Consider the following 23,685-nt stretch of genomic DNA (forward strand, 5'->3'; position numbering starts at 1 on the left):
GGAAACGAGCACAGTCATGATCGAGATCAACAACGAGTCGGCCATCGACGTCGACGAGACCGTGCTGCAGCGCCTCACCGACTTCAACCTCGCCCAGCTCCACGTGAGCCCCGACGCCGAGGTCGCCATCGTCCTCGTCGACGAAGGCGCGATGGAGGCGCTGCACGTGCAGTGGATGGACGAGCCGGGACCCACAGACGTCCTGAGCTTCCCCATGGACGAGCTCCGACCCGGCACGGAGGACCGTCCGACGGCCCCGGGGCTCCTCGGCGACATCGTGCTGTGCCCCCAGGTCGCCGAGACGCAGGCGCAGGCAGCAGGCCACACCCTCATGGACGAGCTGATCCTGCTGACGACGCACGGTCTGCTGCACCTCCTGGGCTTCGACCACGCCGAGCCCGACGAGGAGCGTGAGATGTTCGGACTGCAGAAGGAGCTCATCCAGGGCTTCGCCGCAGCTGAACGTCGACGATGACCGCGGCCCTCCTGCTGGCGGGAGCCGTCCTGCTCGTCGCCTTCGGCGGCCTCATGGCGGCGATCGACGCGGCGTTCGGAGTCACCTCGCGTTCCGACATCGAGGAGATGGCGGCCGAAGGACGCAACGCACGCCAGCTCGCGCGCATCGCCGCCGATCCGGACGCCCACGTCAACTCCGTCGCGTTCATCCGCGTGCTCGCCGAGGTGACCGCGGCCGTGCTCGTCACCGTCGCGTTCACGATCCTCATCGAGAACAACTGGCTCGCGATGCTCGCGGCGGCGGTGCTCATGACCGGCATCACCTTCGTGCTCGTCGGAGCGAGCCCCCGCTCCTTCGGCCGCCACCACGCCGATGGGATGCTGCGGGCCAACGCCCCCATCGTCCGCGGCCTCCGCATCATCCTCGGGCCGCTCGCGCAGGGGCTCGTGCTGCTCGGCAACAAGGTCACTCCGGGCGGCGGCCGCAGCTCCTTCACCTCGGAGGAGCAGCTGCTGAGCATGGTCGACGAAGCCGCCTCGAACGACCTCATCGAGGCCGACGACCGCGACCTCATCCATTCGGTGTTCGACTTCACCGATCAGTTCGTGCGCGCCGTGATGGTGCCGCGCACCGAGATGGTCACGGTCGACGCGACGGCGACGACGGACGAGGCCATGACGTTGTTCCTGCAGCGCGGCGTCTCGCGCATGCCGGTGGTCGACGACGAGGCCGACGACGTCGTGGGAGTGCTTTACCTCAAGGATCTCGTGCAGTTCGCGTATCGCGACGAGAACGCCTGGCGCGCGGCATCCATCCGTCCGATCTCGCGTCCGGCCACGTTCGTCCCGGAGTCGATGCGCGCCGAGACGCTGCTGCAGCAGATGAAGCGCGACGCGGTGCACGTGTGCCTGGTGATCGACGAGCACGGCGGCATCTCCGGCCTCGTCACGCTGGAGGACCTCATCGAGGAGCTCGTCGGCGAGATCGCGGACGAGTACGATCAGGTGTCGGCGGAGGTCGTCGAGCTCGGCGAGGGCAAGTACCGCGTCAGCTCGCGGCTGTCCTTGGAGGACGTGGGCGACCTGTTCGGCCTCGAGCTCGAGGACGAGGACGTCGACTCCATCGGCGGACTCCTCGGCAAGACCCTCGGACAGGTGCCGCAACCGGGATCCACCGCCGCGGTGCACGGTCTCGCGCTCACGGGAGGCGCCTCGCGCGGCCGGGGGCGCGGCATCGCGACCGTGTTCGTCGAACGGGCGGCACCCGAGCAGACACCAGACCACGACAGGGAGCGGAACGATGACTGAGCACACGCGGAGCGGGTTCGTGACCTTCGTCGGGCGCCCCAACGTCGGCAAGTCGACACTGACCAACGCCCTCGTCGGCGAGAAGATCGCCATCACGAGCGAGAAGCCGCAGACCACGCGTCGTGCGATCCGCGGGATCGTCAACCGCCCGGACGGTCAGCTCGTGATCGTCGACACCCCCGGCATCCACAAGCCGCGCACTCTCCTGGGCGAGCGACTCAACGACCTCGTGGAGCAGGTGCTCGGCGACGTCGATGTGATCGGCTTCTGCGTGCCCGCGACGGAGAAGGTGGGGCCGGGCGATCGCAGGATCGCCGCCTCGCTCGACGGCTACCCGCGGGCGAAGAAGATCGCGATCGTGACGAAGACGGACGCCGCCTCGCGCGACGAGATCACCGAGCGTCTCATGGAGGCCGACGCGCTGCGCGAGGACTGGGCGGCGGTCATCCCGCTGTCCGCACTGACCCGCGACCAGCTCGAGGTGCTCACGGACGAGATCCTCACGCTCATGCCGAAGGGTCCCGCGCTGTACCCGGAGGACGTGAAGACCGACGAGTCCGTCGAGGACCGCATCGCCGAGATGATCCGCGAGGCGGCGCTGCACGGCGTGCGCGACGAGCTGCCGCATTCGATCGCCGTGGTCGTCGACGACATCGCCCGGCGCGAGGACAGCGACCTCACCGACGTGCACGCCTCGATCGTGGTCGAGCGCGACAGCCAGAAGGCGATCATCATCGGGCACAAGGGCAGCCGTCTGCGAGACGTGGGAGCGCGGGCCCGATCGGGCATCGAGGAGCTGCTCGGGACCCGCGTGTTCCTCGGACTGCACGTCAAGGTCGCGAAGGAATGGCAGCGCGATCCCAAGCAGCTCGGTCGACTCGGGTTCTGACATGCACGCCCGGCAGTGGATCGCGCCCACGTGGGGGTCGCCCGAGACCTGGCGGTTCGAGGACGTCGAGGTTCCGGCACCCGGGTATGGCGAGATCACGGTTCGAATCCGTGCAGCCGGCGTGAATCCCGCGGACGCGAAGCACGTCGCCTCGGCGCGACCGGGGGTCGAACTGCCCGTCGCGATCGGCTATGAGGTCTCCGGCGAGGTCGTCGCCATCGGTCCGGACACGAGCATCGGCTCGGGTGCCGTCGCGATCGGCGACGAGGTGCTCGCGTTCCGCGTGCAGGGCGGGTATGCGACGGCGCTCACGTTCCCCGCCGAGAAGGCGTTCCACAAGCCGGCGGCGTTGACGCACCCCGAGGCCGCCAACCTCCTGCTCGCCGGGACGACCGCGGCCGAGATGCTCGCGGTCACGGGAGCTGCCGCGGGGGAGACGATCCTTCTGCACGGCGCCTCGGGCGCTGTGGGCGTGAGCGTCCTCCAGCAGGCGCGGTTGAGCGGCATCCGGGTGATCGGCACCGCGAGCGAGGAGCGGGCCGACGTGGTGCGCTCGTTCGGCGGCATCCCGGTGCTCTACGGTCCGGGGCTGGTCGAGCGTGTCACCGCCGCCTCCGAAGCCCCGATCGCTGCGGCCCTGGATGCCGTCGGCACGGACGAGGCGATCGACGCGTCGCTCGCGCTCGTGTCGGATCGCCGGCGCACCGTCACGATCGCAGCGTTCGGACGGGCCGAGGCGGAGGGGATCATCGCGATCGCCGGGTCGATGCCCGCGAGCGCGCGATTCCGCGACGACATCCGCGGCGAGCTGGTGGATCTCGCGGCGCAGAGGCATCTCGTGGTCCCGGTGGCCAGGACCTTCCCGCTGGAGGAGGCGCCCGCCGCGCTCGACCTCGTGCTCGGCGGGCATCCCGGCGGCAAGGTCGCGCTGATCCCCTAGCTAGGAGTCGTTCTCGATCAAGTGCAACTGCGTCCCGTCGGGGTCGATGAGGAATCCCGCTCGCTGACCCCACGGCTGGTCACGCACGGGATGCAGTCGGGGACGGCCCACGGGCTTCTCCACGACCCCGGTCGCGCTGATCTGCCGGTACAGTTCGTCGACGTCGTCGACCCGGATGCTGCACATGGAGTCGCTCTTCTCGGGCACGAGGTCCGGGTACTCGAAGAACTCCAGCTCGAGCTCTCCTCGCCGGAGGATCAACCACCCCTCGTCCCGGTACGTCGGCACGAATCCGAAACCGCCGTAGAAGGCGATCGTCACCTCGAAGTCACGGGACGGGAGATTCGGCACCGCATGATCGGTCATGCCGGAAGCCTAGCCATCCGACCCTCCGCGCCGACACGCCTCAGAGCGGCGCCGTGAGCACGACTGCCGCCGTGCACAGGAGCGCTGCAACCACGAAGCACCATCCGGAAACCACGAGGACAAGCATTCGCGCGACTCCGTCGACCTCGGAGGGCAGGTAGATTTCGCCGGCGTGATCTGTCAGCCGCCGCGCCGCCAGCCGTGTGAGGCGGTGCCGTGCCAGGAGGATGACCGATGCGACCAGTGCCAGGAACGCGGCGGGGAACAGCAGTAAGAAGAACTCCCCGGTCTGGGTTCCCCTGTTGCCGTCCTTCTGCGTCAGCGCGGCGGAGACGACGAAGGACACTCCGAACGCCACGAAGATCGCGCCGAGAAGCCGCGTCGACCACGGCCGTGCTGAGGCATTCACCACCGCTCCGCGATGGGGGCTGACCACGTAGTTCCCGGCGACGAGGATGTCCGCCAGCTGGCGCGAGAAGACGACGAACGTGAGACCGATCGCGACGGTGAACCCGCCGAAGAGGAACCCGCCCGTCATCCGGACTCACTCGTCGCGTCTCGCATGAGGAAATGATGACACAGGCTCCGACACGCCTCAGTCGACCTCGCGCAGTGCGGAGTCGACGATCACGACGCCTTCGCCGTACGCCGCGTCCATGCTCGTCTGCAGCGAGCCGTCGTCCCACGGCACCACCACGCGCACGTAGCCGTCCCGGACGCCGACCGTCAGCAACCGCTCGCCACTGGTGCGCGCGATCTCGTCCTATATCCGTGTGAGGTCGGCCGCCGGAGTCGTCCCGTCGACGCCGCCCGTCGGATCCTCCGGAGCGACCGGATCGAACAACGCGAGCATGATCGGCGGGTCGGTCACGGCGAACCGCTCGCCGTCGTATGTGCCGTAGACGGCATACGCACCCCAGGTCGTCTCGCCGCTCGATTCGTTCCCGTCGAGACCGTCCCAGGTCCACCCGTCGATGGGGATGCCGTGGCACTGCGGCGGATACGACTCCATGATCGCGCCGAGGCACAGCCGCACGTCCCCGGCGCTGTCGATCACGGTACCGACGCCGATCACCCGGCCGTCGGGCGGCGCGACCTCGGTCGTCTCCCCGGAGGGTGACGCCGTGCTCGTCGGAGGCGACGATCCGGGACCGGCCGCGCACGCCGAAAGGGCGAGGAGGCCCGCCATCAGACCGGCGGCGAGAGACAGGCGACGCTGCGTGATGCTCATGACAGAGAGTGTCGAGCGACCCGTGATCGTCTCAGACCCCGGTCGTACCGCTTCGAGCATCCTGCTACCATGGCCGCATGCCTTTCGGCGGTCTGCTTCTTCTTAGCTGCCGCGACGAGTCCTGAGAGCTAGGGCCTCCCTCGTCGCGGCGCTCGTGTTGGCCCGAACACATTCCTGACGAGAGAAGAAGCCCCTCATGAAGAACACTCAGCGCCCGTCGGCGATGCCGGTCCACAAGTACCGGCCGTTCCACGAGCAGATCTCGGTGGACCTGGCCGACCGCACCTGGCCCGATGCCCGCATCACCGAGGCACCCCGCTGGTGCGCGGTCGACCTCCGCGACGGCAACCAGGCACTGATCGACCCCATGTCGCCCGAGCGCAAGCGCGTCATGTTCGAGCTGCTCGTCAGCATGGGCTACAAGGAGATCGAGGTCGGCTTCCCGTCCGCGAGCCAGACGGACTTCGACTTCGTGCGTCAACTCATCGAAGAGGGCCTGATCCCGGACGACGTCACGATCCAGGTTCTGACGCAGGCGCGCGAGCATCTGATCAAGCGCACCTATGAGGCGATCGCCGGCGCGAAGCAGGCGATCGTGCACCTCTACAACTCGACGAGCGTGCTGCAGCGCGAGGTCGTGTTCCGCACCGACAAGCAGGGCATCATCGACATCGCGCTCGAGGGCGCGCGACTGTGCCGGACCTTCGAGAAGACGATCCCCGACACGCAGGTGTACTACGAGTACTCGCCCGAGAGCTACACCGGCACCGAGCTCGAGTTCGCCGTCGACATCTGCAACCAGGTGATCGAGGTCTTCGAGCCGACGCCCGACCGCAAGGTCATCATCAACCTGCCCGCGACGGTCGAGATGGCGTCGCCCAACGTCTACGCCGACTCGATCGAGTGGATGAGCCGCCACCTCGCGCACCGCGAGAACGTCATCCTGTCGCTGCACCCGCACAACGACCGCGGCACGGCGATCGCGGCGGCCGAGCTCGGTTACATGGCCGGAGCGGACCGCATCGAGGGATGCCTGTTCGGCAACGGCGAGCGCACCGGCAACGTCGACCTCGTCGCATTGGGCATCAACATGTTCACGCAGGGCATCGACCCGCAGATCGACTTCAGCGACATCGACCAGGTCAAGCGCACCGTCGAGTACTGCAACCAGCTGCCCGTGCCCGAGCGCAGCCCCTGGGCCGGCGATCTCGTCTTCACCGCGTTCAGCGGCTCGCACCAGGACGCGATCAAAAAGGGCTTCGAGGCCATGGCCGTCACGGCCGAGGCGAAGGGCGTCACGGTCGACGAGATCGAGTGGGCCGTGCCGTACCTGCCGGTCGACCCGAAGGACCTCGGCCGCTCGTACGAGGCCGTGATCCGCGTGAACTCGCAGTCGGGCAAGGGCGGCGTCGCCTACCTGCTCAAGGCCGACCACGCGATCGACCTGCCCCGCAAGCTGCAGATCGAGTTCTCCGGCGTCGTGCAGGCGAAGACGGATGCCGAGGGCGGCGAGGTCACGAGCGAGCAGATCTGGTCGGTGTTCAACGACGAGTACCTGCCCGCGGCCGACTCCGAGGCCAAGTGGGGACGCTTCGAGCTGCTGGCGACGCAGACCCGCAGCGACATGTCCGGCGACGTGGAGCTCGATGTCACGCTGCGGGACGACGAGCAGCAGCTCGCGGTCACGGGTTCGGGCAACGGCCCCATCGCGGCGTTCATCGAGGTGCTCCGTGCGCAGGGCTTCGACATCACGCTGTACGACTACGTCGAGCACGCCCTCAGCTCGGGCGGCGACGCGCAGGCCGCGGCTTACGTCGAACTGCAGATCGGTGACCAGCGCCTGTGGGGCGTCGGCATCGACGGCGACATCTCGACCGCGTCGCTCAAGGCGATCGTCTCGGGTGTGAACCGCTCGATCCGCACGCGCCAGAACGAGCTCGCCGCGGTCTGACGTCCGACGGGTCGCAGCGCGTTTCGTCTCGCTTCGCTCGCTCAACGACCGGAGGGTTCTCCTTCGGTCGTTGAGCGAGGAGCGCAACGACGAGACGAAACGCGCCGCGGCGCTCAGTCGAGACCGGGCTTGACGATCGGGATGACGCCGGTCTCGGCGGCCACCTTGCGACGGTAGAGGCGGCGCTGTTCCGGCAGTGACACGTCGAAGCTCACGGCGAGCACGCGGATCACGGCGGTCACGGCGATGCCGATCACGGCGGCGAGGGGGATTCCCATCCCGAGGGCGTGTGCGATCACGATGAACGCCGATCCTCCGCCGGCCGCCACCGCGTAGAGCGACCCGACGTGCATGATGGCGGTCGGGAGGCCCATGAGCATGTCGCGCAGCACGCTGCCGCCGACGGCCGCGCAGACGCCGATGAACACCGCGGGCACCTCGGGGATGCCGAGCGCGAGGGCCTTGCTCGTCCCGAAGGCGCCGAACATCCCGATCACGATGGCGTCCAGCCCGACGATGACCTTGTTCAGCCGGGTGAAGAGCCCGGCGAGCAGCATCCCGAACAGCGCTGCACCGGTCGCGGTGACGAGATACCACTGGTTCTGCAGGGTCGCGGGGGTCTGGCCGAGCAGGATGTCGCGGATGAGACCGCCGCCCATCCCGATCATGATCCCGATGATCGCCACGCCCAGCCAGTCGAGTCGACGCTGGCCCTGGAAGCCCGAGGCGAACAGCGCTCCCTGGACTCCGCCGAGTCCCACGCCGAGGAGATCCGCCCAGAACGGAATGATGAAGAGCGGTTCGGTCACCCGTCCATTGTCGCGCACGGAGGATAATCGAGGGGTGCCCACCTATCGAGACGAAGCAGTGATCCTGCGCACCCACAAGCTGGGTGAGGCCGATCGCATCGTCACGATGCTGTCGAGGCGTCACGGCAAGGTGCGAGCGGTCGCGAAGGGTGTGCGTCGCACGTCGTCGAAGTTCGGCTCGCGGCTCGAGCCCTTCATGGTCGCCGACGTGCAGCTGTATCAGGGTCGGTCGCTCGACATCGTGCAGCAGGCCGAGTCTCTCGGCGCGTACGGCGCCGACATCGCCTCGCACTACGACCGCTTCACCTCCGCGAGCGCGATGGTCGAGACGGCCGACCGCCTCAGCGACTCGGAGGCCACGCCCGAGCAGTACCTCCTTCTCGTGGGCGGGCTGCGAGCGCTGTCGCGCGGAGAGCACGAGCCGCGCAGCATCCTCGACTCCTACCTCCTGCGCGTGATGGCGCTGTCGGGCTGGGCGCCCTCGCTCGGCGACTGCGCCCGCTGCGCGGCGCCGGGCCCGCACACGACCTTCGTCGCGCAGCTGGGAGGACTCGTCTGCGGTGACGACGCCCCCGCGGGAAGCCCCCGTATCGCCGACCGCACGCTTCAACTGCTGCGCTCGCTCATGGCGGGAGAGTGGGACGTGATCGACGCGGCATCCGTCGCCGACACCTCTGCGGCCTCCGGCCTGATCGCGGCCTACGTCCAGTGGCACCTCGAGCGCGGCATCCGCTCGCTCGCGCACGTGCAGCACGACCCCCGAGAAGGAGCACGGTGAGTCCCAAGCCGTACACGCACAAGGATGCCGTGGCCTACCGCCCGCTCGACTGGACCGGCGTGCATCCGCCGGCCTTCCCGGCCGTGCCCGAGCACGTCGCGATCGTGATGGACGGCAACGGCCGCTGGGCCAACCGGCGCGGACTCAACCGCATCGAGGGCCACAAAGCGGGCGAGGAGGTGCTCCTCGACGTCGTCGCCGGAGCGATCCAGGCGGGTGTGAAGCACCTGTCGGTGTACGCGTTCTCGACCGAGAACTGGGCGCGCTCGCCCGAGGAGGTCCGCTTCCTCATGGGCTACAACCGCGACGTGCTGCACCGTCGCCGCGACCAGCTCAACGAGTGGAACGTGCGCATCCGGTGGGCCGGTCGCAAGCCGCGTCTCTGGGGCAGCGTGATCACCGAGCTGCAGCGGGCGGAAGAGCTCACGAAGAAGAACACCGGACTGACGCTCACGATGTGCGTGAACTACGGCGGACGCGTCGAGCTCGTCGACGCCATGCGCTCGATCGCCTCCGAGGTCGCCGCCGGACGCATCAAGCCGAACGCGATCACCGAGAAGATGATCCGCCGGCACCTCTACGTGCCCGACATGCCGGACGTCGACCTGTTCCTGCGGAGCTCGGGGGAGCAGCGCACCTCGAACTTCCTGCTGTGGGAGTCGGCGTACGCCGAGATGGTGTTCCTCGACACCCTGTGGCCGGACTTCTCCCGTGAGGAGCTGTGGCGCGCGATCGGCATCTACCTGTCGCGCGACCGACGCTTCGGCGGAGCGATCGACACGCCCGACGCCTCGGCCTGAGCCCGCAGCCACCGCTCGGTCTCGCGCGGATGCCGCAGCCGCACGATCGTCAGGTGCGGGAACTCGACCTCGGCCACCGGCATCCGCTCGGTCCACTTGTGGATCGTCTTCGTCTGCCAGGCGAGGATGTTCTCCTCGGGGTCGCCCTGGAACATGCGCCAGATCGGCTTCTCGACGTTGCCGTTCCACATCTTCGTACGCAGGATGCTTCGGCTCACGGTTCGTCGCAGCAGGCGTGAGCGCACGACGCGGAACGGATAGTCGAGCCAGATCACCAGATGTGCCCGCGGCGTGAGGATGAGGTCGGTGCCCTTGCTCGTGTACTGCCATTCGGTGACCCAGCGGTCTTCGGCGGCGAACGCGCGTACATCGTCGAGGAACGTCGGCCGCGGTGTCCAGTTCTCGCCGTGGAACAGTCCGTCGATCTCGGTGTGGCGCAGGTTCCAGAGCGCGGCGATGCGACGCGAGAGCGTCGTCTTGCCTGAGCCGGTGACGCCCGCGACCAGCACGCGTTCGGGCACGCGGGGGAGCGGGTCGTCGGCGGAGAGCATCCGAGAATCCTACCGAGCGGAATAGGCCGGACGAGGATGGGGTTGGATGACAGTGTGACTGACGCCATCTCCATCGACATCTGGTCCGACATCGCCTGCCCGTGGTGCTACATCGGCAAGCGCAACCTCGAGAAGGGCCTGGAAGCCGTCGCCGGCGATGACGATGTGCCTCAGGTGAACATCACCTTCCACTCGTTCGAGCTCTCACCTGACACCCCCGTCGACTTCGACGGCGACGAGATCGACTTCCTCGCCGGCCACAAGGGCATGCCCCGCGAGCAGGTCGAGCAGATGCTGTCGCACGTCACCGGCGTGGCCGAGAACGCCGGCCTGCAGTACCGCTTCGACCTCCTGCAGCACACCAACACGGTCAAGGCGCACGAGCTCCTGCACTTCGCGAAGGCGAACGACCTGCAGCACGAGATGGAGGAGCGGCTCATGTCCGCGTACTTCACCGAGGGCAAGCACGTCGGCCGCGTCGACGACCTCGTCGAGCTCGCGGTCGAGGTGGGATTGGATGCGGAGGAGGCGCGTGAGGCGCTCGAGTCCTCGCGTCACCTGCAGGACGTCCGCCAGGACCAGGCGCAGGCTCAGGCCTACGGCATCCAGGGCGTCCCGTTCTTCGTGATCGACGGTCAGTACGGCATCAGCGGCGCCCAGCCGCCCGCGGCGTTCGAGAACGTTCTGCGCGACCTGTGGGCCAAGCGCGGCGACGTCGAGCCCGAGGTCGCCTCCGCCTGACTGCTGGCCGCACCGATCGCACGACTGATCTATATCGGTCGCACGTCGCCTTCATCTGCGCGCGGTGTTAGCGTCCTGCGGGGTGTGATCCTCCATCCCGTGGACGGGCGGAGCGAGGGCTGGCATGAGATCGACCCGCGCGTCCATCGCGCTAGTGGTGCTCGCCGGGTGCCTGGCGGGGTGTTCGAGCGATGTCGAGGACGCGACACCGATCGGCTCATGGGTGGGATCGACGATCCAACAGCTCGAAGAGTCGCTACCCGCGGACACGGCCTATGTCGTCTATGACGTGAGTCTGCCCGTGGTCGACAAGGAGCCCCGCTACGGGACTGCGGGCGGCGGCACGAACGATCGGTGGATCATCGTCGCATCGTGCGGAGAACAGACTCAGCTCGCCGTGGCGGTGCTGAACGTCGAGGACTACACGGATCGAATCGGTGCCCGTGCGACGAAGCGGGACTTCGATGGCCTCCTCACCGAGTGCTCTCCGACCACTGCGCCGTGAGGGCGTCAAGCCAGACATCACGGTGGGCCGCGACGTAGTCGACGGCGGCCGACCAGTGTGCGCCATGGCCGTCGACGTACATCGATGACCAGGGCTCGCGCCCGATCTCGTGCGAGGAGCGCAGCAGGTCGAGCATCGCTGTGGCGCGGTCCCGCATGGCATCGGGGAGCTGTGAACGCAGCTCGTCGTCCGCAGCGTATCCGTCGACGAAGGCGCGCAAGTCGGCGGCGGCGACGGCCGGGGCGTCGTGCACCCGCGACAGCGTGAAAGCCTGCGCGGCATACGCGAGGTCCCACAGGCGTGTGCTCGGTGCCGCGGCGTCCCAGTCGATGAACACCCATCGCTCGCCCGTGAGGAGGTTCCACGGGGCGAGATCGTTGTGGCAGATCAGGTCCGCTCCCGGTGCCGGGATCGCCGTCTCCCACACGGCATCCGCTGCCGGGGTGAACTGCGAGGCGGTGTCGTGGATCGCGCGCACCAGCGCACCTGCGCGATGCAGCTCGGCGGACGTCAGGCGCTGGGCGTCGAGCGCGAGGACACCGGGGACGAACTCGAGGATCTGGCGCCCCTGATCGTCGCGCCCGAGCGGCTCCGGGGCGTCGATGCCGCGGTCGCGCAGTGCGCGGACGAAGGCGTGCACGCTCGGCGTCGAGTCGCTCCACGCCTTGCGGACGGTCCCGCCGACTCGGCGCACTTCGCCGCCGGCGTTGCCGCCGGAGAGCTCCTCGTCGTCGTGCACGCGCTCCGTACGGCGGATGCTCAGCGCGTGAGAGCGGCTTCGATCGCCCCGACGATCTCGGGGGCGTCAGGCTTCTGCTTCGGGCGGAAGCGGATCACGTCGCCGTCCGGCAGCACGAGGAACTTCTCGAAGTTCCACTCGACGCGGCCGGCCTTGCCGCCGGCGTCCTCGGTCTTCTTGAGCGCCTTGTAGAGGTCGGCGGCGCTCCGCCCGTTCACCTTGACCTTGTCGTTGATCGGGAACGTCACGCCGTAGGTGGTCGAGCAGAAGTCGAGGATCTGCTCCATCGACCCCGGCTCCTGGCCGAAGAACTGGTTGCAGGGGAAGCCGACCACGCTGAACCCGCGGTCGCCGTACAGGCGCTGCAGCTCCTCGAGCTGCTCGTACTGCGGGGTGAGTCCGCACTTCGACGCGACGTTCACGACGAGCACGACCTCGCCCAGATCATCGAGCGTCTTCTCGTTGCCGTCGGCGTCGAGGAAGGGGATGGAACGCACTGCGGGATCGGTCATGTTCACAGCTTAGGTCGATGCGCCACTCCGGGCTCCGTGTCTGGGAGAATGGAGGGGTCATGACTGTCGCAACCGCCCCCGTTCCCACTCTCCGCATCGGCCCGATCGCGCTCGACGTCCCCGTCGTCCTCGCGCCCATGGCGGGGATCACGAACACGGCCTTCCGTCGACTCTGTCGCGAGTACGGTGCCGGGCTGTACGTGAGCGAGATGATCACGTCGCGGGCGCTCGTCGAACGCAACGAGACCACCATGCGCCTGATCCGCCATCACGAGTCGGAGACCCCACGGTCGATCCAGTTGTACGGCGTCGACCCGAAGACGATCGCGGATGCCGTGCGCATCATCGTCGCCGAGGACCACGCCGACCACATCGACCTCAACTTCGGCTGCCCCGTTCCCAAGGTCACGCGCAAGGGCGGCGGCGCGGCCCTGCCGTGGAAGTCGTCGCTCTTCGCCGACATCGTCACGCAGGCCGTGAAGGCCGCGGGCGACATCCCGCTCACGGTCAAGATGCGCAAGGGCATCGACCCCGACCACCTGACGTTCCTCGACGCCGGTCGCGCGGCCGAGGACGCCGGAGCCGCAGCCGTCGCACTGCACGCCCGCACCGCGAGCGAGTTCTACTCGGGCTTCGCGGACTGGAACGCGATCGGCGAGCTCAAGCAGGCCGTGACCAGCATCCCCGTGCTCGGCAACGGCGACATCTGGTCGGCGGACGACGCCGTGCGCATGATGGCGCAGACCGACTGCGACGGCGTGGTCGTCGGGCGCGGCTGCCTCGGACGCCCCTGGCTGTTCGGCGAGCTCGCGAACGCGTTCGGCGGGGAGGGCAAGACCGTCGACGCCACTCTCGGGTTCGTCGCGGCCGCGTTCAAGCGCCACGCCGAGCTGCTCGTCGAGTTCTTCGAGGACGAGGATCGCGGCTGCCGCGACGTCCGCAAGCACGTCGCCTGGTACTTCAAGGGCTATCCGGTCGGCGGCGACATCCGCACCGGCCTCGCGACGGCGTCCAGCCTGCAGGAGATCGACGACCTGCTCGGACAGCTCGACCACTCGGCCCCCTATCCTGGTGCGGATGCCGAAGGACAGCGCGGCCGCTCCGGTCGACCCAAGCGTCCTGCGCTGCCGGACAAGTGGCTGGAGTCGCGCGAGCTCGCGGCGTCGGCATCCGAGATGATGCGAGGTGCGGAGATCGAGAACAGTGGCGGTTGAGGGCCGGGGATCGGTACGGTCCGACGGCTACGACCAGCGGGACGCGGAGCGCTTCTTCGCGGAGACCCACCGATCCGAGCGCGACGACTTCGCACGCGACCGTGCTCGGGTCCTGCATTCCGCGGCGCTGCGCCGCCTCGCCGCCAAGACGCAGGTGCTGAGCCCGGCGAGCACGGCGGACTTCGCCCGCAATCGACTGACGCACTCGCTCGAGGTCGCCCAGGTCGGCCGTGAACTGGCGACGGCGCTCGGCGTCTCCGCGGACGTGGTCGACACGGCCTGTCTGAGCCACGACCTCGGTCACCCGCCCTTCGGACACAACGGCGAGCGGGCGCTCAACGAATGGGCCGAGCCCATCGGCGGGTTCGAGGGCAACGCGCAGTCGCTGCGCATCCTCACCCGACTCGAGGCCAAGGCGATCGACGACGACGGCCACTCGGTAGGACTCAACCTCACGCGCGCGAGTCTCGACGCCACCTGCAAGTACCCCTGGACCGTGGACAGCCCCGTCCCCGATCCGGGCGGACGTCTCAAGTTCGGCGTGTACCCCGACGACGAGGCGGTCTTCCGCTGGATGCGCGAAGGGGCGACCAAGCGCCTGCGGTGCATCGAGGCCGAGATCATGGACCTGTCCGACGACATCGGGTACTCGGTGCACGACTTCGAGGATGCGATCGTCAACGGGTACGTCGACGTCGCCCAGCTCTCCGATCCCCGCGCTCACGAGGCCCTGATCGACCGCATCCAGCAGTGGGTCGGCTACGACTTCACCCGCGACGAGCTCGCCGACGCCCTGTACCGGCTGTCGTCGCAGCCGATGTGGCTCACCTCGTTCGACCGCTCCCGTCGTGACCTCGCGAATCTCAAGAACCTCACGAGCGACCTGATCGGCCGTTTCGCCCGCGCCGCAGTGTCCGCGACGCGCGACGCGTACCCCGGGGCGGTGCTCACCCGCTACAACGCGCACGTCGTGGTGCCGCGCGTGGTCGAAGCCGAGATCGCCGTGCTCAAGGGCATCATGGGCCAGGCGATCGTGACGATCGAAGCGCGCAAGGGCGTCTACAAGGAGCAGCGCCGAGTGCTCACGCGGCTCGCCGACGCGCTGTGGTCCACTGACGCGCTGTGGTCGGCAGGAGTCGACGTCCTCGAGCCGGCGTTCTCCGCAGACTTCCTCGCCGCGACGTCGGACGCCGAACGCGCCCGTGTGATCGTCGACCAGATCGCGAGTCTCACCGACCAGAGCGCGATCGACTGGCACAACCGTCTCGTGGGAGAGATCGACCCCGCCGAGGTGGGCATCTGGACGCCGCGTCACGCACGCCCCGGCGCCCGCGTGCACACGCCTCCCGCGGCAGTCATCGAAGGCGCACGCTGATGCCCCGCATCCGGCAGGCCGACGTCGACGAGGTGAAGGCCCGCACCAACATCGCCGACATCGTGGGGGAGCGCGTCGCGCTGAAGTCCGCGGGAGTGGGGTCGCTCAAGGGCCTCTGTCCGTTCCACGACGAGAAGAGCCCGAGCTTCCACGTGCGCCCGCAGGTCGGGTACTACCACTGCTTCGGCTGCGGGGAGTCCGGCGACGTGTACTCGTTCCTCCGCGAGATGGACCACGTGAGCTTCACGGAGGCGGTGGAACGACTCGCCGGCCGCATCGGCTACACCTTGCACTACGAAGACGGAGGGGCGGCTCCGGAGACCAGCGGGCGCAGCCGCCTGTACGCGGCCAACACCGCGGCGGCGGAGTTCTTCCGCGCGCAGCTGCTGACGCCGGATGCCGAGGCGGGACGCCGGTTCCTCGGCGAACGGGGTTTCGACGCCGGAGCCGCCGCGCACTTCGGTGTGGGGTTCGCCCCGCGCGGATGGGACGGGATGCTCAAGGCGCTGACCGCGCAGGGGTTCACCCGTGAGGAGCTTCTGACGTCGGGGCTCGTGTCGCAGGGGCAGCGCGGCGTGTACGACCGTTTCCGCGGACGCCTGGTGTGGCCGATCCGCGACGTCTCCGGCCAGACGATCGGCTTCGGCGCCCGAAAGCTCTTCGACGACGACCAGGGGCCGAAGTACCTCAACACCCCCGAGACGCCGATCTACAAGAAGGCCCAGGTCCTGTACGGGCTCGACCTCGCCAAGCGCGACATCTCGCGCGGCGATCCTCGTCGCGTGGTCGTGGTCGAGGGGTACACCGACGTCATGGCCTGTCACCTCGCAGGACTCACCACCGCGATCGCGACGTGCGGCACGGCGTTCGGCACCGACCACATCAAGGTCCTGCGCCGCGTGATGGGCGACGACAACGCCTCGGGCGAGGTCGTGTTCACGTTCGACGGCGATGAGGCGGGGCAGAAGGCCGCGCTGCGTGCCTTCACCGAGGACGACCGGTTCAACGCCCAGACGTTCGTGGCCGTGGCACCGGACGGACTCGACCCGTGCGACCTGCGGCTGCAGCGCGGCGACGCCGCGGTCCGTTCGCTCATGGACTCCAAGCAGCCCATGTTCGAGTTCGCGATCGACCGCAAGCTCGGCGGCTTCGACCTCTCCACGGTCGAGGGACGGGTGGGCGCCCTGCGCGCCGCAGCCCCGATCGTCGCCGAGATCCGCGACCGCCTGCTGCGCCCCGGATACGAGCGCGTCCTCGCTCGTCGACTCGGCATGGATCCCACCGAGGTGCACGGCGAGGTCGAGCGTGCGGCGCGCAGCGCATCGTCGTCGACCAGGACGGAGACGAACCGGCACGAGCCGGTCGCCGTCGAGTCGGTGCAGGGCGGATCGGGCTTCGCACCCGTCACGCTCGCGAGCCTTCCCCGCAATCCGGACGTCGGCGTCGAGCGAGATGCGCTGATGGGCGTGATGCAGTACGGACACCGGCTGGATCAAGCCCTCGTCTCTCGCGCGCTCGGTGCGCCGTTCCGCACGCCGGGTCTCGACGCGGTGCGCGAGGCCGTCGCGGCGGCACCGGACCGCACGAGGGCCGGCTGGGTCACCGACGCCGTCAACTCCGTGCGCGAGCCGTACCGCTCCCTCGCGGGGGAGTTGCTGATGACCCCGTTCCCCGCGAGGGACGAGGAGGGCGCGGTCGTCTCGGCCACGGACCTCTCCCGGCGGCTGATCATGCGCGGCCTCGAGCACGAGAAGCAGGAGCTCCTGGGAGCCGTGCAGCGCGTGCCCGCCGACTCCGACGGCGGACGCGCGCTCCGCATGCGACTGCGTGACATCGACGTGGAACGGCAGCGGTTCGCCGAGTCGTAACGGCCCGGGTCCCTGCCCGCAGGGCAGGATGGAGACATGTCCTCTCGGCCCGAATCGACCCATGCGATCGAATGCTCCGACCTGGTGATCGATCGCATCGGCCACAGCGGACCCACGCGCGCGATCGACGGCGTGACGTTCGCGCTCCCGCCGGGAGACCTGATCTGCGTGGCCGGCCCCACCGGATCGGGAAAGTCGACGCTCGTGGCCGCTCTGGCCGGATCGACCGACCCGTCCGTGCGCGTCGTCGGAGGAAACGCCCAGGTGTGCGGTGTCGACATCCGTCGCCCGGGCCGCCGTCACCGTCTTCTGACGTATCGCACGGGGTTCGTGCCGCAGGGGGCGGGCGCCGACCTGCCGCCACAGCTCACTGTCAACGAGGTCATCGCCGAGCCGATCCTCATCCGCGAGAAGCGCGTCAACTCGAAGGCGCTGTCGATCCGCGTGGCGACGCTGCTCGACGAGCTGCACCTCCCGCTCGGCACGGCGGCCAAGTTCCCCTACGAGCTCAGCGCGGGCATGCGGCAGCGTGTCGCGATCGCCCGGTCTTTCGTGCTCGAGCCCCGCGTGCTGATCGCCGACGAGATCCTCGCGAACCTCGACCTCGAGGTGCGCCCCGTCGTGTTCGACGCGATCACCCGTCGCCGCAAGGAGCAGGGGATGGGCGCCCTCCTGGTCACGAACGACGCCGACTTCATCCGCGAGCTGAACGCCGAGACGCTCATGCTCCGCGGCGGGCACGTGGTCGCCCGCGGTGTGGGCAAGGACCTGCTGTGGGCGCCGAACGCCGAGGCGGATTCTCAGCGCTGACGCGTGCGACGTCGACACGCCCGATGTGCGGCCCGTGTCACGAGCACGCTCCGGAGTTTGCTAGGATTGACGAGTTGCCCGCGCAGCGGAGCACATTCCTCGGTAGCTCAATTGGCAGAGCAGCCGGCTGTTAACCGGCAGGTTCTTGGTTCGAGTCCAAGCCGGGGAGCCAATACCCCTGATTCTCCTGGAGAGTCAGGGGTTTTCCCTTTCTCAGGGCGTTTTCGCGCAGATGCCCATCGACGCAGAGAGGGCCACGCCGATCGGCGTGGCCCTCGCTGCGTCGACCGTGGGATCAGCGCGCGGTGCCCGCGAGCGAACCCGTGGTCTGACCGGCCGAGTCGAAGATGATGCACTGGATGACGCGGTCGTTGTACTGGTCCCAGGTGTCCTTCGTCGGCGTGATGGTCGTCACGTCCAGAGCGGAGTCCTGGTAGCCGATGCCGACGAAGCTCGTGTAGGCGTCGCCGATGCACTCCTGCGATGCGGCGTCGATGTCGGTCTCCGAGAACTCGCCGTCGGGCATCGTGATCTCGTAGTAGACCTCCTGGTCGTGCGGCTCGCCGCACGGCACGACGTCGATGTCCTCGAGCAGACCCGTGGGGCTGTCCATCGTGCAGTCGCCGACCTTGAGCGAGAAGATGTCGATGTTCGCGCTCTCGGTGACCTGGCCGGTCTCTTCGTCGCGGTCCGCATCGCCCGAGCCCCCGCCCAGGATGCCGTTCAGCGCGCTGCAACCGGTCAGAGCGACCGAGAACGCCACGGCGGTGCCGGTGAGCGCGAGTGCGCGTCGCGTGCGCAGTTTCATCATGATTTTCCCTCCCAGAACGTCTTGGTGGGAGATATCGATATATCCCCCCGGAAGACGCTATCCGGGTCGGAGTCTGTGATGCAACTCCAAGGAGCCTGTGCTCCAGCTGGGAATGAGGTCAGCCCTCGAGGTCGTCGACGCCGGGCATCCAGCTCGCGCCCGGGCGTCCCCACCCACGCTTCCTCGCGATCTTCTGCACGGTCTTCCAGTCGCCGTCCGAGAGGCGGTCGACGTAGAGGATGCCGTCGAGGTGATCGAACTCGTGCTGCATGATGCGCGCCCGCCAGCCGTCGACCGCGATCTCCACCGGCCGTCCGTCCAGATCCGTGCCGGTCACGCGCACGCGTTCGGAACGGCGCAGCGCGAACCGTTCACCGGGGAAGGAGAGGCATCCCTCGGACTCGAGGTCGTCGTCGGGGGCGCCGGGCTCGAGCGGCACCATCCACAGCTCGGGGTTGATGAGCACGCCGCGCCACGGCTGCTCGTCGTCGTCGACGTAGGTGTACGTGTAGATGCGCAGCGGGACGCCGACCTGCGGTGCCGCGAGGCCGACGCCCGGTGCCGTGTCCATCGTCTCGAACATGTCCGCGACGAGGATGCGGATCTCCTCGGTGATCTCCTCGACGGGCGAGGCGGGGGAGTGCAGGACGGGGTCGCCCATGATGCGAATCGGAAGTACAGCCACGCCATAACCCTACTCGGCGCGGATCGGCGGGTAGGGTCGTGATGTGAGCATTGCGGTGTGGATGACTGGGGCTGAGGACATCACCGACCAGCTGGTCGGTGTCTTCCAGAACCCCAAACTGCTCCTCGGCATCCCGCTCGCCCTCGCCGGGGCCGTGTTCATGTCTCTGGGCGCGCAGTATCAGCACCGCGGTGTGGAGAAGGTCGAGCGGCTCAGCGGCGCCGAGGGCACGAGCGGCCTCAGCGGCGGACAGCTCAAGGCGCTCCTCACCCGCCCGTCGTGGCTGGTCGGGACCCTGATGCTCGGTCTCGCTATCGTCTGCCAGCTCGCCGCGCTCTCCCAGGCGCCGCTGATCGTCGTGCAGCCGCTCGGCGCGATCGCCCTCGTCATCACGACCCTGCTCAATGCGCGGATCTCCGGTCACTCCCCGACCCGGCAGTCGATCACCGCGATCGTGTGCTGCGTCGGCGGCATCTTCCTCTTCGTCTCCTTCGCGGCGCTCTTCGCGACCGAGAAGAAGATCGGCGACAGCGAGCTCTTCACGATCCTCGCCATCCTCCTGGTCGTCATCATCGTGCTGGGCGCCTGCTGGCTCGTCCTGCGCCACCGCATGCGCGCGCTGTTCTACGTGATCGGCGCCGGCATCCTCTACGGTTTCGTCGCCACGCTCGCCAAGGCCGTGATCAACCGCATCGAGGCGGGCAACTTCGAGTGGATCACGCTCGTCTGCGTGATCGCTCTGGTCGCGGCCGGCGCGGTCGGCGCGTACTTCGTGCAGACCGCGTACAGTTCGGGTCCGCCCGACCTCGTGATCGCCGGCCTCACGGTCGTGGACCCGCTGATCGCCGTGCTCATCGGCATGGTCGTGCTCGGCGAGGCTGCGGCCGCACCGCCGTGGGTGCTCGTCATCTTCGGTGTCGCCGGCGCGATCGCGGTCTGGGGTGTCGTCGGACTCGCGCGCTATCACCCACAGGTGCTCAGCGAGAGCCAGGAGCTCCCGATCGTCCGGGGGAGCGACGGCACGGGCACGCCGGAACAGCCGGCATCGACCGACGACCGGCCCTGATCGTCTGCGGTCAGTAGGACTGATCGATGAGGTCGGGGGAGACCTCGGACGCGGCAGCCTCGTCGACGAAGAACACCGTGCGCTTGCGGCCCTTGGCGCCCGCAGCGGGGACGCTGGAGTAGCTGGCTCCCGCGAGTGCGAGGCCGAGCGCCGACGCCTTGTCGGTGCCCGTGAGCACGAGCCACACGCGCTTGGAGGCGTTCAGCACCGGGCGGGTGAGCGTCACACGCTCCGGCGGCGGCTTCGGCGAGTTCCGCACCGGGAGCGCGGCGGCATCGGTGACGGTGACCTCCGGGCGGTCGGGGAAGAGCGACGCGATGTGTCCGTCCGGCCCCACTCCGAGGAAGCACACCGCGAAGGAGGGCCACGGGTGCTCGTCGGTGCCGAAGCGTGCGAGCTCCGCCGCATAGGCCGCTGCGGCCTCGTCGAGGGTCATGCCCTCGTCGGAGGGAGCCACCTCATGGATGTTCTCGGCGGGCACGTCGATGTGGTCGAGCAGTGCCGCACGGGACTGGACCGCGTTGCGATCCGCGTCCCCCCGGGGCACGAAGCGCTCGTCCCCCCACCAGAAGTGCACGAGCGACCAGTCGATCGATGCGGTCCGCGGATGCTCGAGCGCGGCGCGCAGGACCGCACCGCCCATCGAACCGCCCGTGAGGGCGACGTGGGCGATGCGGCCGTTGCGCGTGCGAGCGCGAAGACGTGTCAGGAACCGGTCAGCGACCCGCTCGGCGACGGCGGCGGGAGTGGCCTCGACCACGACCCGCTTCTCTGCGGGCGCTGACTGCGACGACATCATGCTCCTGTCTCGGGCGGACCCAGCTTCTCCCAGCCCTCGGTGATCACTCGACCGTACAGGACATCGGGGTCGAGGCGACGCAGCTCCTCGGCGAGGCACTCGCGCAGCGTGCGCCGCGGCAGGTGCAGGTCGTGGTCGGGCTGACCGGGCTGGGTGAGCACGGCGTCGCCCGGCGCGGGACGCTCGAGCAGGATGTCGCCGGACGCGCGGGTGAGGCGCACCGACTTGATGCCCTCCTCCCAGTCCTTCGGGTTCTCGTACGACCACGTGACCGGGACCTCGAGCGCCATCTGCAGCCATGCGGCCAGGAGGGCGGTCGACGGCGAGGCGGACGCGCCGCGCACCTCGACACCGGTGACCTCCTCGTACGGCGGCTGGTCGAGCACCGCGGCGAGCTGCTCGCGCCAGTGCGTCAGACGCGTCCACGCGAGGTCGGTGTCTCCCGGAGCATGCGTACGTCCGAGGAGGGCGAGACGGTCGCGCACGTCCGGCGAGGTCGCGGCGTCCGTGATGCGACGCTGCGCGATCCTGCCGAGCGGCGAGGTCGCCGGCGAGGTCGGGGCCTCTTCGGGCCACCACGCCACCACGGGGGCGTCGGGCAGCAGCAGACCGGTGACGAGGCTCTCCTCGTTGCTCGCGGCGGCGCCGTATGCGCGCAGCACGACGACCTCGCTCGCTCCGGCGTCGCCGCCGACCCGGATCTGCGCGTCGAGGTGTGCCTCGCCGTCGCCCGTGGTGAGCACGATGACGCGCATCGGGTGCTCGCGCGAGGCGTCGTTCGCGGCGTCGATGGCAGCTTCGGCCACGCCGTTGCGCGCCGAGATCACGAGGGTGAGGACGCGTCCGAGGGCGACGGCGCCGCCCTCCTCGCGCACCTTGACGAGCTGCTTGGCGACCTGGCTGACGGTCGTGTCGGGAAGGTCGATGATCACGGTCGTCTCCAGACTCGTCCGTCGCGGGCCAAGAGGTCGTCGGCGGATGCCGGACCCCACGAACCGGGTGCGTACTGATCCACGGGGCCGCCCTCGGCGGCCCAGAACTTCTCCACGGGGTCGAGGATCTTCCAGGAGAGCTCGACCTCCTCGTGACGCGGGAACAGGGGCGGGTCACCCAGGAGCACGTCGAGGATCAGTCGCTCGTACGCCTCGGGGCTCGCCTCGGTGAACGCGTGGCCGTAGCCGAAGTCCATGGTCACGTCGCGGACGTTGGTGCCGTTGCCGGGGACCTTCGACCCGAAGCGGATCGTCACGCCCTCGTCGGGCTGCACGCGGATCACGAGAGCGTTCTGCCCCAGCTCGGACGCGTTGGAGCGGCCGAACAGGTGCTCGGGAGCGCGCTTGAACACCACGGCGACCTCGGTCACACGACGACCCAGGCGCTTGCCGGTGCGCAGGTAGAACGGCACTCCGGCCCAGCGGCGGGTGTCGATCTCGAGCTTGATGGCCGCGTAGGTCTCGGTCGCGGACTGCGGGTTCATGCCGTCCTCGTCGAGGAACCCGGTGACCTGCTCGCCGCCCTGCCAACCGCCGGCGTACTGCCCGCGGGCGGTCGCGAGGGACAGGTCGTCCGGCACGTGCACCGCCGCGAGGACCTTCTCCTTCTCGGCGCGCAGGTGCGCGGCCGACAGGCTGATGGGCTCCTCCATGGCGGTGAGCGCGAGAAGCTGCAAGAGGTGGTTCTGGATGACGTCGCGCGCGGCGCCGACACCGTCGTAGTAGCCGGCACGGCCGCCGACGCCGATGTCCTCGGCCATCGTGATCTGCACGTGATCGACGTAGTTGCGGTTCCAGATCGGCTCGTACAGCTCGTTCGCGAAGCGCAGAGCCAGGATGTTCTGGACCGTCTCCTTGCCGAGGTAGTGGTCGATGCGGAAGATCGAGTCCGGCGCGAACGCCACCTCGAGCGCGGCGTTCAGCTCGCGAGCCGACTCGAGGTCGTGTCCGAACGGCTTCTCGATCACGACGCGGCGCCAGCACTCGTCGTCGTCATCCTCGCCACCGACGAGGCCCGACTCCTTGAGCTGCTTCGCGACGAGCGGGAAGTCCTTCGGCGGGATCGACAGGTAGAACGCGTGGTTGCCCATCGTGCCGCGTTCGACGTCCAGCTGATCGACCGTCTCGCGCAGCTTGCGGAACGACTCGGGGTTGTCGAACTCGCCCGACACGAAGCGGATGCCCTGCAGCAGCTGCGCCCACGTCTCCTCGCGGAACGGGGTGCGAGCGTGCTGCTTCACGGCGTCGTACACGACCTGCGCGAAGTCCTGGTCCTCCCAATCGCGACGAGCGAAGCCCACGAGCGCGAACCCGGGCGGCAGCAGACCGCGGTTGGCCAGGTCGTACACGGCCGGCATGAGCTTCTTGCGGGAGAGATCTCCGGTCACACCGAAGATCACGAGGGCGCTGGGCCCCGCGATCCGGTTGAGACGGCGATCATCGGGGTCGCGCAGCGGGTTGTGCGCGCGCGAGATGGGAACGGACATCA

At 68.9% G+C, this 23,685-nt stretch carries 27 protein-coding genes and 1 tRNA gene; 15 read left to right on the plus strand and 13 right to left on the minus strand.

The window, feature by feature from the left end; all coding sequences use genetic code 11:
- Positions 1 to 16: 16 nt before the first annotated feature.
- The 4 genes from ybeY to ACIPY8_RS16405 are packed head-to-tail and all read left to right on the plus strand — an operon-like array spanning position 17 to position 3,593.
- Positions 17 to 475, plus strand: a complete 459-nt coding sequence (gene ybeY / locus ACIPY8_RS16390) for an rRNA maturation RNase YbeY (RefSeq protein ID WP_017202321.1) — start codon at positions 17 to 19, stop codon at positions 473 to 475.
- Positions 472 to 1,764, plus strand: a complete 1,293-nt coding sequence (locus ACIPY8_RS16395) for a hemolysin family protein (RefSeq protein ID WP_400820449.1) — start codon at positions 472 to 474, stop codon at positions 1,762 to 1,764. The genes ybeY and ACIPY8_RS16395 overlap by 4 nt, the downstream gene beginning before the upstream one ends.
- Positions 1,757 to 2,653, plus strand: a complete 897-nt coding sequence (gene era / locus ACIPY8_RS16400) for a GTPase Era (protein ID WP_400820451.1) — start codon at positions 1,757 to 1,759, stop codon at positions 2,651 to 2,653. The genes ACIPY8_RS16395 and era overlap by 8 nt, the downstream gene beginning before the upstream one ends.
- A 1-nt stretch (position 2,654) precedes the next feature.
- Positions 2,655 to 3,593, plus strand: a complete 939-nt coding sequence (locus tag ACIPY8_RS16405) for an NADP-dependent oxidoreductase (protein WP_400820454.1) — start codon at positions 2,655 to 2,657, stop codon at positions 3,591 to 3,593.
- Here the strand turns inward: ACIPY8_RS16405 and ACIPY8_RS16410 are convergent, their stop codons facing one another.
- From ACIPY8_RS16410 to ACIPY8_RS16425, 4 genes are read right to left on the minus strand one after another with little or no spacing between them, the layout of a single operon-like run.
- Complete coding sequence (locus ACIPY8_RS16410; RefSeq protein ID WP_400820456.1) at positions 3,594 to 3,959, minus strand: bleomycin resistance protein; 366 nt, start codon at positions 3,957 to 3,959, stop codon at positions 3,594 to 3,596.
- 40 nt (positions 3,960 to 3,999) lie between these two features.
- A complete protein-coding gene (locus tag ACIPY8_RS16415; RefSeq protein WP_400820459.1) occupies positions 4,000 to 4,497 on the minus strand; it encodes a hypothetical protein in 498 nt (165 codons plus the stop codon).
- Positions 4,498 to 4,554: 57 nt separating this feature from the next.
- Positions 4,555 to 4,692, minus strand: a complete 138-nt coding sequence (locus tag ACIPY8_RS16420) for a hypothetical protein (RefSeq protein WP_400820461.1) — start codon at positions 4,690 to 4,692, stop codon at positions 4,555 to 4,557.
- 30 nt (positions 4,693 to 4,722) lie between these two features.
- Entirely contained in the window at positions 4,723 to 5,190 is a 468-nt protein-coding gene (locus ACIPY8_RS16425) for a hypothetical protein (RefSeq protein WP_400820463.1), read from the minus strand.
- Between the two features lie 196 nt (positions 5,191 to 5,386).
- On the opposite strand from ACIPY8_RS16425, the gene leuA reads away from it, so the two are divergent.
- Entirely contained in the window at positions 5,387 to 7,141 is a 1,755-nt protein-coding gene (gene leuA, locus ACIPY8_RS16430) for a 2-isopropylmalate synthase (protein ID WP_400820465.1), read from the plus strand.
- 113 nt (positions 7,142 to 7,254) lie between these two features.
- Here the strand turns inward: leuA and ACIPY8_RS16435 are convergent, their stop codons facing one another.
- The gene (locus ACIPY8_RS16435) at positions 7,255 to 7,950 is read right to left on the minus strand and encodes a trimeric intracellular cation channel family protein (RefSeq protein ID WP_400820467.1); all 696 of its coding nucleotides are present in this window, start codon (positions 7,948 to 7,950) and stop codon (positions 7,255 to 7,257) included.
- 34 nt (positions 7,951 to 7,984) lie between these two features.
- On the opposite strand from ACIPY8_RS16435, the gene recO reads away from it, so the two are divergent.
- Complete coding sequence (recO, locus tag ACIPY8_RS16440; RefSeq protein WP_400820469.1) at positions 7,985 to 8,728, plus strand: DNA repair protein RecO; 744 nt, start codon at positions 7,985 to 7,987, stop codon at positions 8,726 to 8,728.
- Positions 8,725 to 9,528, plus strand: coding sequence for an isoprenyl transferase (locus ACIPY8_RS16445; protein ID WP_400820472.1), 804 nt, complete (start codon positions 8,725 to 8,727; stop codon positions 9,526 to 9,528). The genes recO and ACIPY8_RS16445 overlap by 4 nt, the downstream gene beginning before the upstream one ends.
- Here the strand turns inward: ACIPY8_RS16445 and ACIPY8_RS16450 are convergent.
- Entirely contained in the window at positions 9,468 to 10,079 is a 612-nt protein-coding gene (locus ACIPY8_RS16450; RefSeq protein ID WP_400820475.1) for an AAA family ATPase, read from the minus strand. The genes ACIPY8_RS16445 and ACIPY8_RS16450 overlap by 61 nt on opposite strands.
- Before the next feature lie 54 nt (positions 10,080 to 10,133).
- On the opposite strand from ACIPY8_RS16450, the gene ACIPY8_RS16455 reads away from it, so the two are divergent.
- Together ACIPY8_RS16455 and ACIPY8_RS16460 are read left to right on the plus strand one after the other, a co-directional pair.
- Complete coding sequence (locus ACIPY8_RS16455) at positions 10,134 to 10,820, plus strand: DsbA family protein (RefSeq protein WP_400820477.1); 687 nt, start codon at positions 10,134 to 10,136, stop codon at positions 10,818 to 10,820.
- A 124-nt stretch (positions 10,821 to 10,944) separates the two neighbouring features.
- Positions 10,945 to 11,325: a hypothetical protein gene (locus ACIPY8_RS16460; protein WP_400820479.1), complete on the plus strand. Its 381-nt coding sequence runs from the start codon at positions 10,945 to 10,947 to the stop codon at positions 11,323 to 11,325.
- Here ACIPY8_RS16460 and ACIPY8_RS16465 read toward each other — a convergent pair.
- Entirely contained in the window at positions 11,294 to 12,064 is a 771-nt protein-coding gene (locus ACIPY8_RS16465; protein ID WP_400820481.1) for a phosphotransferase, read from the minus strand. The two genes, ACIPY8_RS16460 and ACIPY8_RS16465, sit on opposite strands and share 32 nt — an antisense overlap.
- Positions 12,065 to 12,084: 20 nt before the next feature.
- Positions 12,085 to 12,576, minus strand: a complete 492-nt coding sequence (locus tag ACIPY8_RS16470) for a glutathione peroxidase (RefSeq protein ID WP_400820483.1) — start codon at positions 12,574 to 12,576, stop codon at positions 12,085 to 12,087.
- 59 nt (positions 12,577 to 12,635) lie between these two features.
- Between ACIPY8_RS16470 and dusB the strand changes: the two genes are divergently transcribed.
- From dusB to ACIPY8_RS16495, 5 genes are all read left to right on the plus strand, one after another.
- Complete coding sequence (gene dusB, locus ACIPY8_RS16475; RefSeq protein WP_400820485.1) at positions 12,636 to 13,790, plus strand: tRNA dihydrouridine synthase DusB; 1,155 nt, start codon at positions 12,636 to 12,638, stop codon at positions 13,788 to 13,790.
- Positions 13,780 to 15,165 (plus strand): deoxyguanosinetriphosphate triphosphohydrolase, encoded by a 1,386-nt coding sequence (locus ACIPY8_RS16480; RefSeq protein WP_400820487.1) that lies wholly within the window; start codon positions 13,780 to 13,782, stop codon positions 15,163 to 15,165. The genes dusB and ACIPY8_RS16480 overlap by 11 nt, the downstream gene beginning before the upstream one ends.
- Complete coding sequence (dnaG, locus tag ACIPY8_RS16485) at positions 15,165 to 17,033, plus strand: DNA primase (protein WP_400820489.1); 1,869 nt, start codon at positions 15,165 to 15,167, stop codon at positions 17,031 to 17,033. The genes ACIPY8_RS16480 and dnaG overlap by 1 nt, the downstream gene beginning before the upstream one ends.
- 36 nt (positions 17,034 to 17,069) lie before the next feature.
- Entirely contained in the window at positions 17,070 to 17,843 is a 774-nt protein-coding gene (locus ACIPY8_RS16490; RefSeq protein ID WP_400820492.1) for an ATP-binding cassette domain-containing protein, read from the plus strand.
- A 96-nt stretch (positions 17,844 to 17,939) separates the two neighbouring features.
- Positions 17,940 to 18,015: transfer RNA gene (locus tag ACIPY8_RS16495), tRNA-Asn, on the plus strand.
- Between the two features lie 123 nt (positions 18,016 to 18,138).
- On the opposite strand, the gene ACIPY8_RS16500 is transcribed toward ACIPY8_RS16495, so the two are convergent.
- Both ACIPY8_RS16500 and def read right to left on the minus strand, forming a co-directional pair.
- Positions 18,139 to 18,654, minus strand: coding sequence for a hypothetical protein (locus ACIPY8_RS16500; protein WP_400820494.1), 516 nt, complete (start codon positions 18,652 to 18,654; stop codon positions 18,139 to 18,141).
- A gap of 118 nt (positions 18,655 to 18,772) precedes the next feature.
- Positions 18,773 to 19,339 carry a peptide deformylase gene (gene def / locus ACIPY8_RS16505; RefSeq protein WP_400820497.1) on the minus strand — a complete coding sequence of 189 codons (567 nt, stop codon included), beginning with the start codon at positions 19,337 to 19,339 and terminating at the stop codon, positions 18,773 to 18,775.
- Between the two features lie 61 nt (positions 19,340 to 19,400).
- Between def and ACIPY8_RS16510 the strand changes: the two genes are divergently transcribed.
- On the plus strand, positions 19,401 to 20,405 hold the full coding sequence (locus tag ACIPY8_RS16510) for a DMT family transporter (protein WP_400820499.1): 1,005 nt from the start codon (positions 19,401 to 19,403) through the stop codon (positions 20,403 to 20,405).
- Between the two features lie 10 nt (positions 20,406 to 20,415).
- Here ACIPY8_RS16510 and pgl read toward each other — a convergent pair whose 3' ends face one another.
- From pgl to zwf, 3 genes are read right to left on the minus strand one after another with little or no spacing between them, the layout of a single operon-like run.
- The gene (pgl, locus tag ACIPY8_RS16515; RefSeq protein ID WP_400820502.1) at positions 20,416 to 21,201 is read right to left on the minus strand and encodes a 6-phosphogluconolactonase; all 786 of its coding nucleotides are present in this window, start codon (positions 21,199 to 21,201) and stop codon (positions 20,416 to 20,418) included.
- Entirely contained in the window at positions 21,201 to 22,136 is a 936-nt protein-coding gene (locus ACIPY8_RS16520) for a glucose-6-phosphate dehydrogenase assembly protein OpcA (protein WP_400820505.1), read from the minus strand. Before ACIPY8_RS16520 ends, pgl begins: the two co-directional genes overlap by 1 nt.
- Positions 22,133 to 23,683, minus strand: coding sequence for a glucose-6-phosphate dehydrogenase (gene zwf, locus ACIPY8_RS16525; RefSeq protein WP_400820508.1), 1,551 nt, complete (start codon positions 23,681 to 23,683; stop codon positions 22,133 to 22,135). Before zwf ends, ACIPY8_RS16520 begins: the two co-directional genes overlap by 4 nt.
- Positions 23,684 to 23,685 lie beyond the last annotated feature (2 nt).

It is taken from the genome of Microbacterium sp. NPDC089696 (assembly GCF_044749125.1).
In the GTDB taxonomy this organism is placed as follows: domain Bacteria; phylum Actinomycetota; class Actinomycetes; order Actinomycetales; family Microbacteriaceae; genus Microbacterium.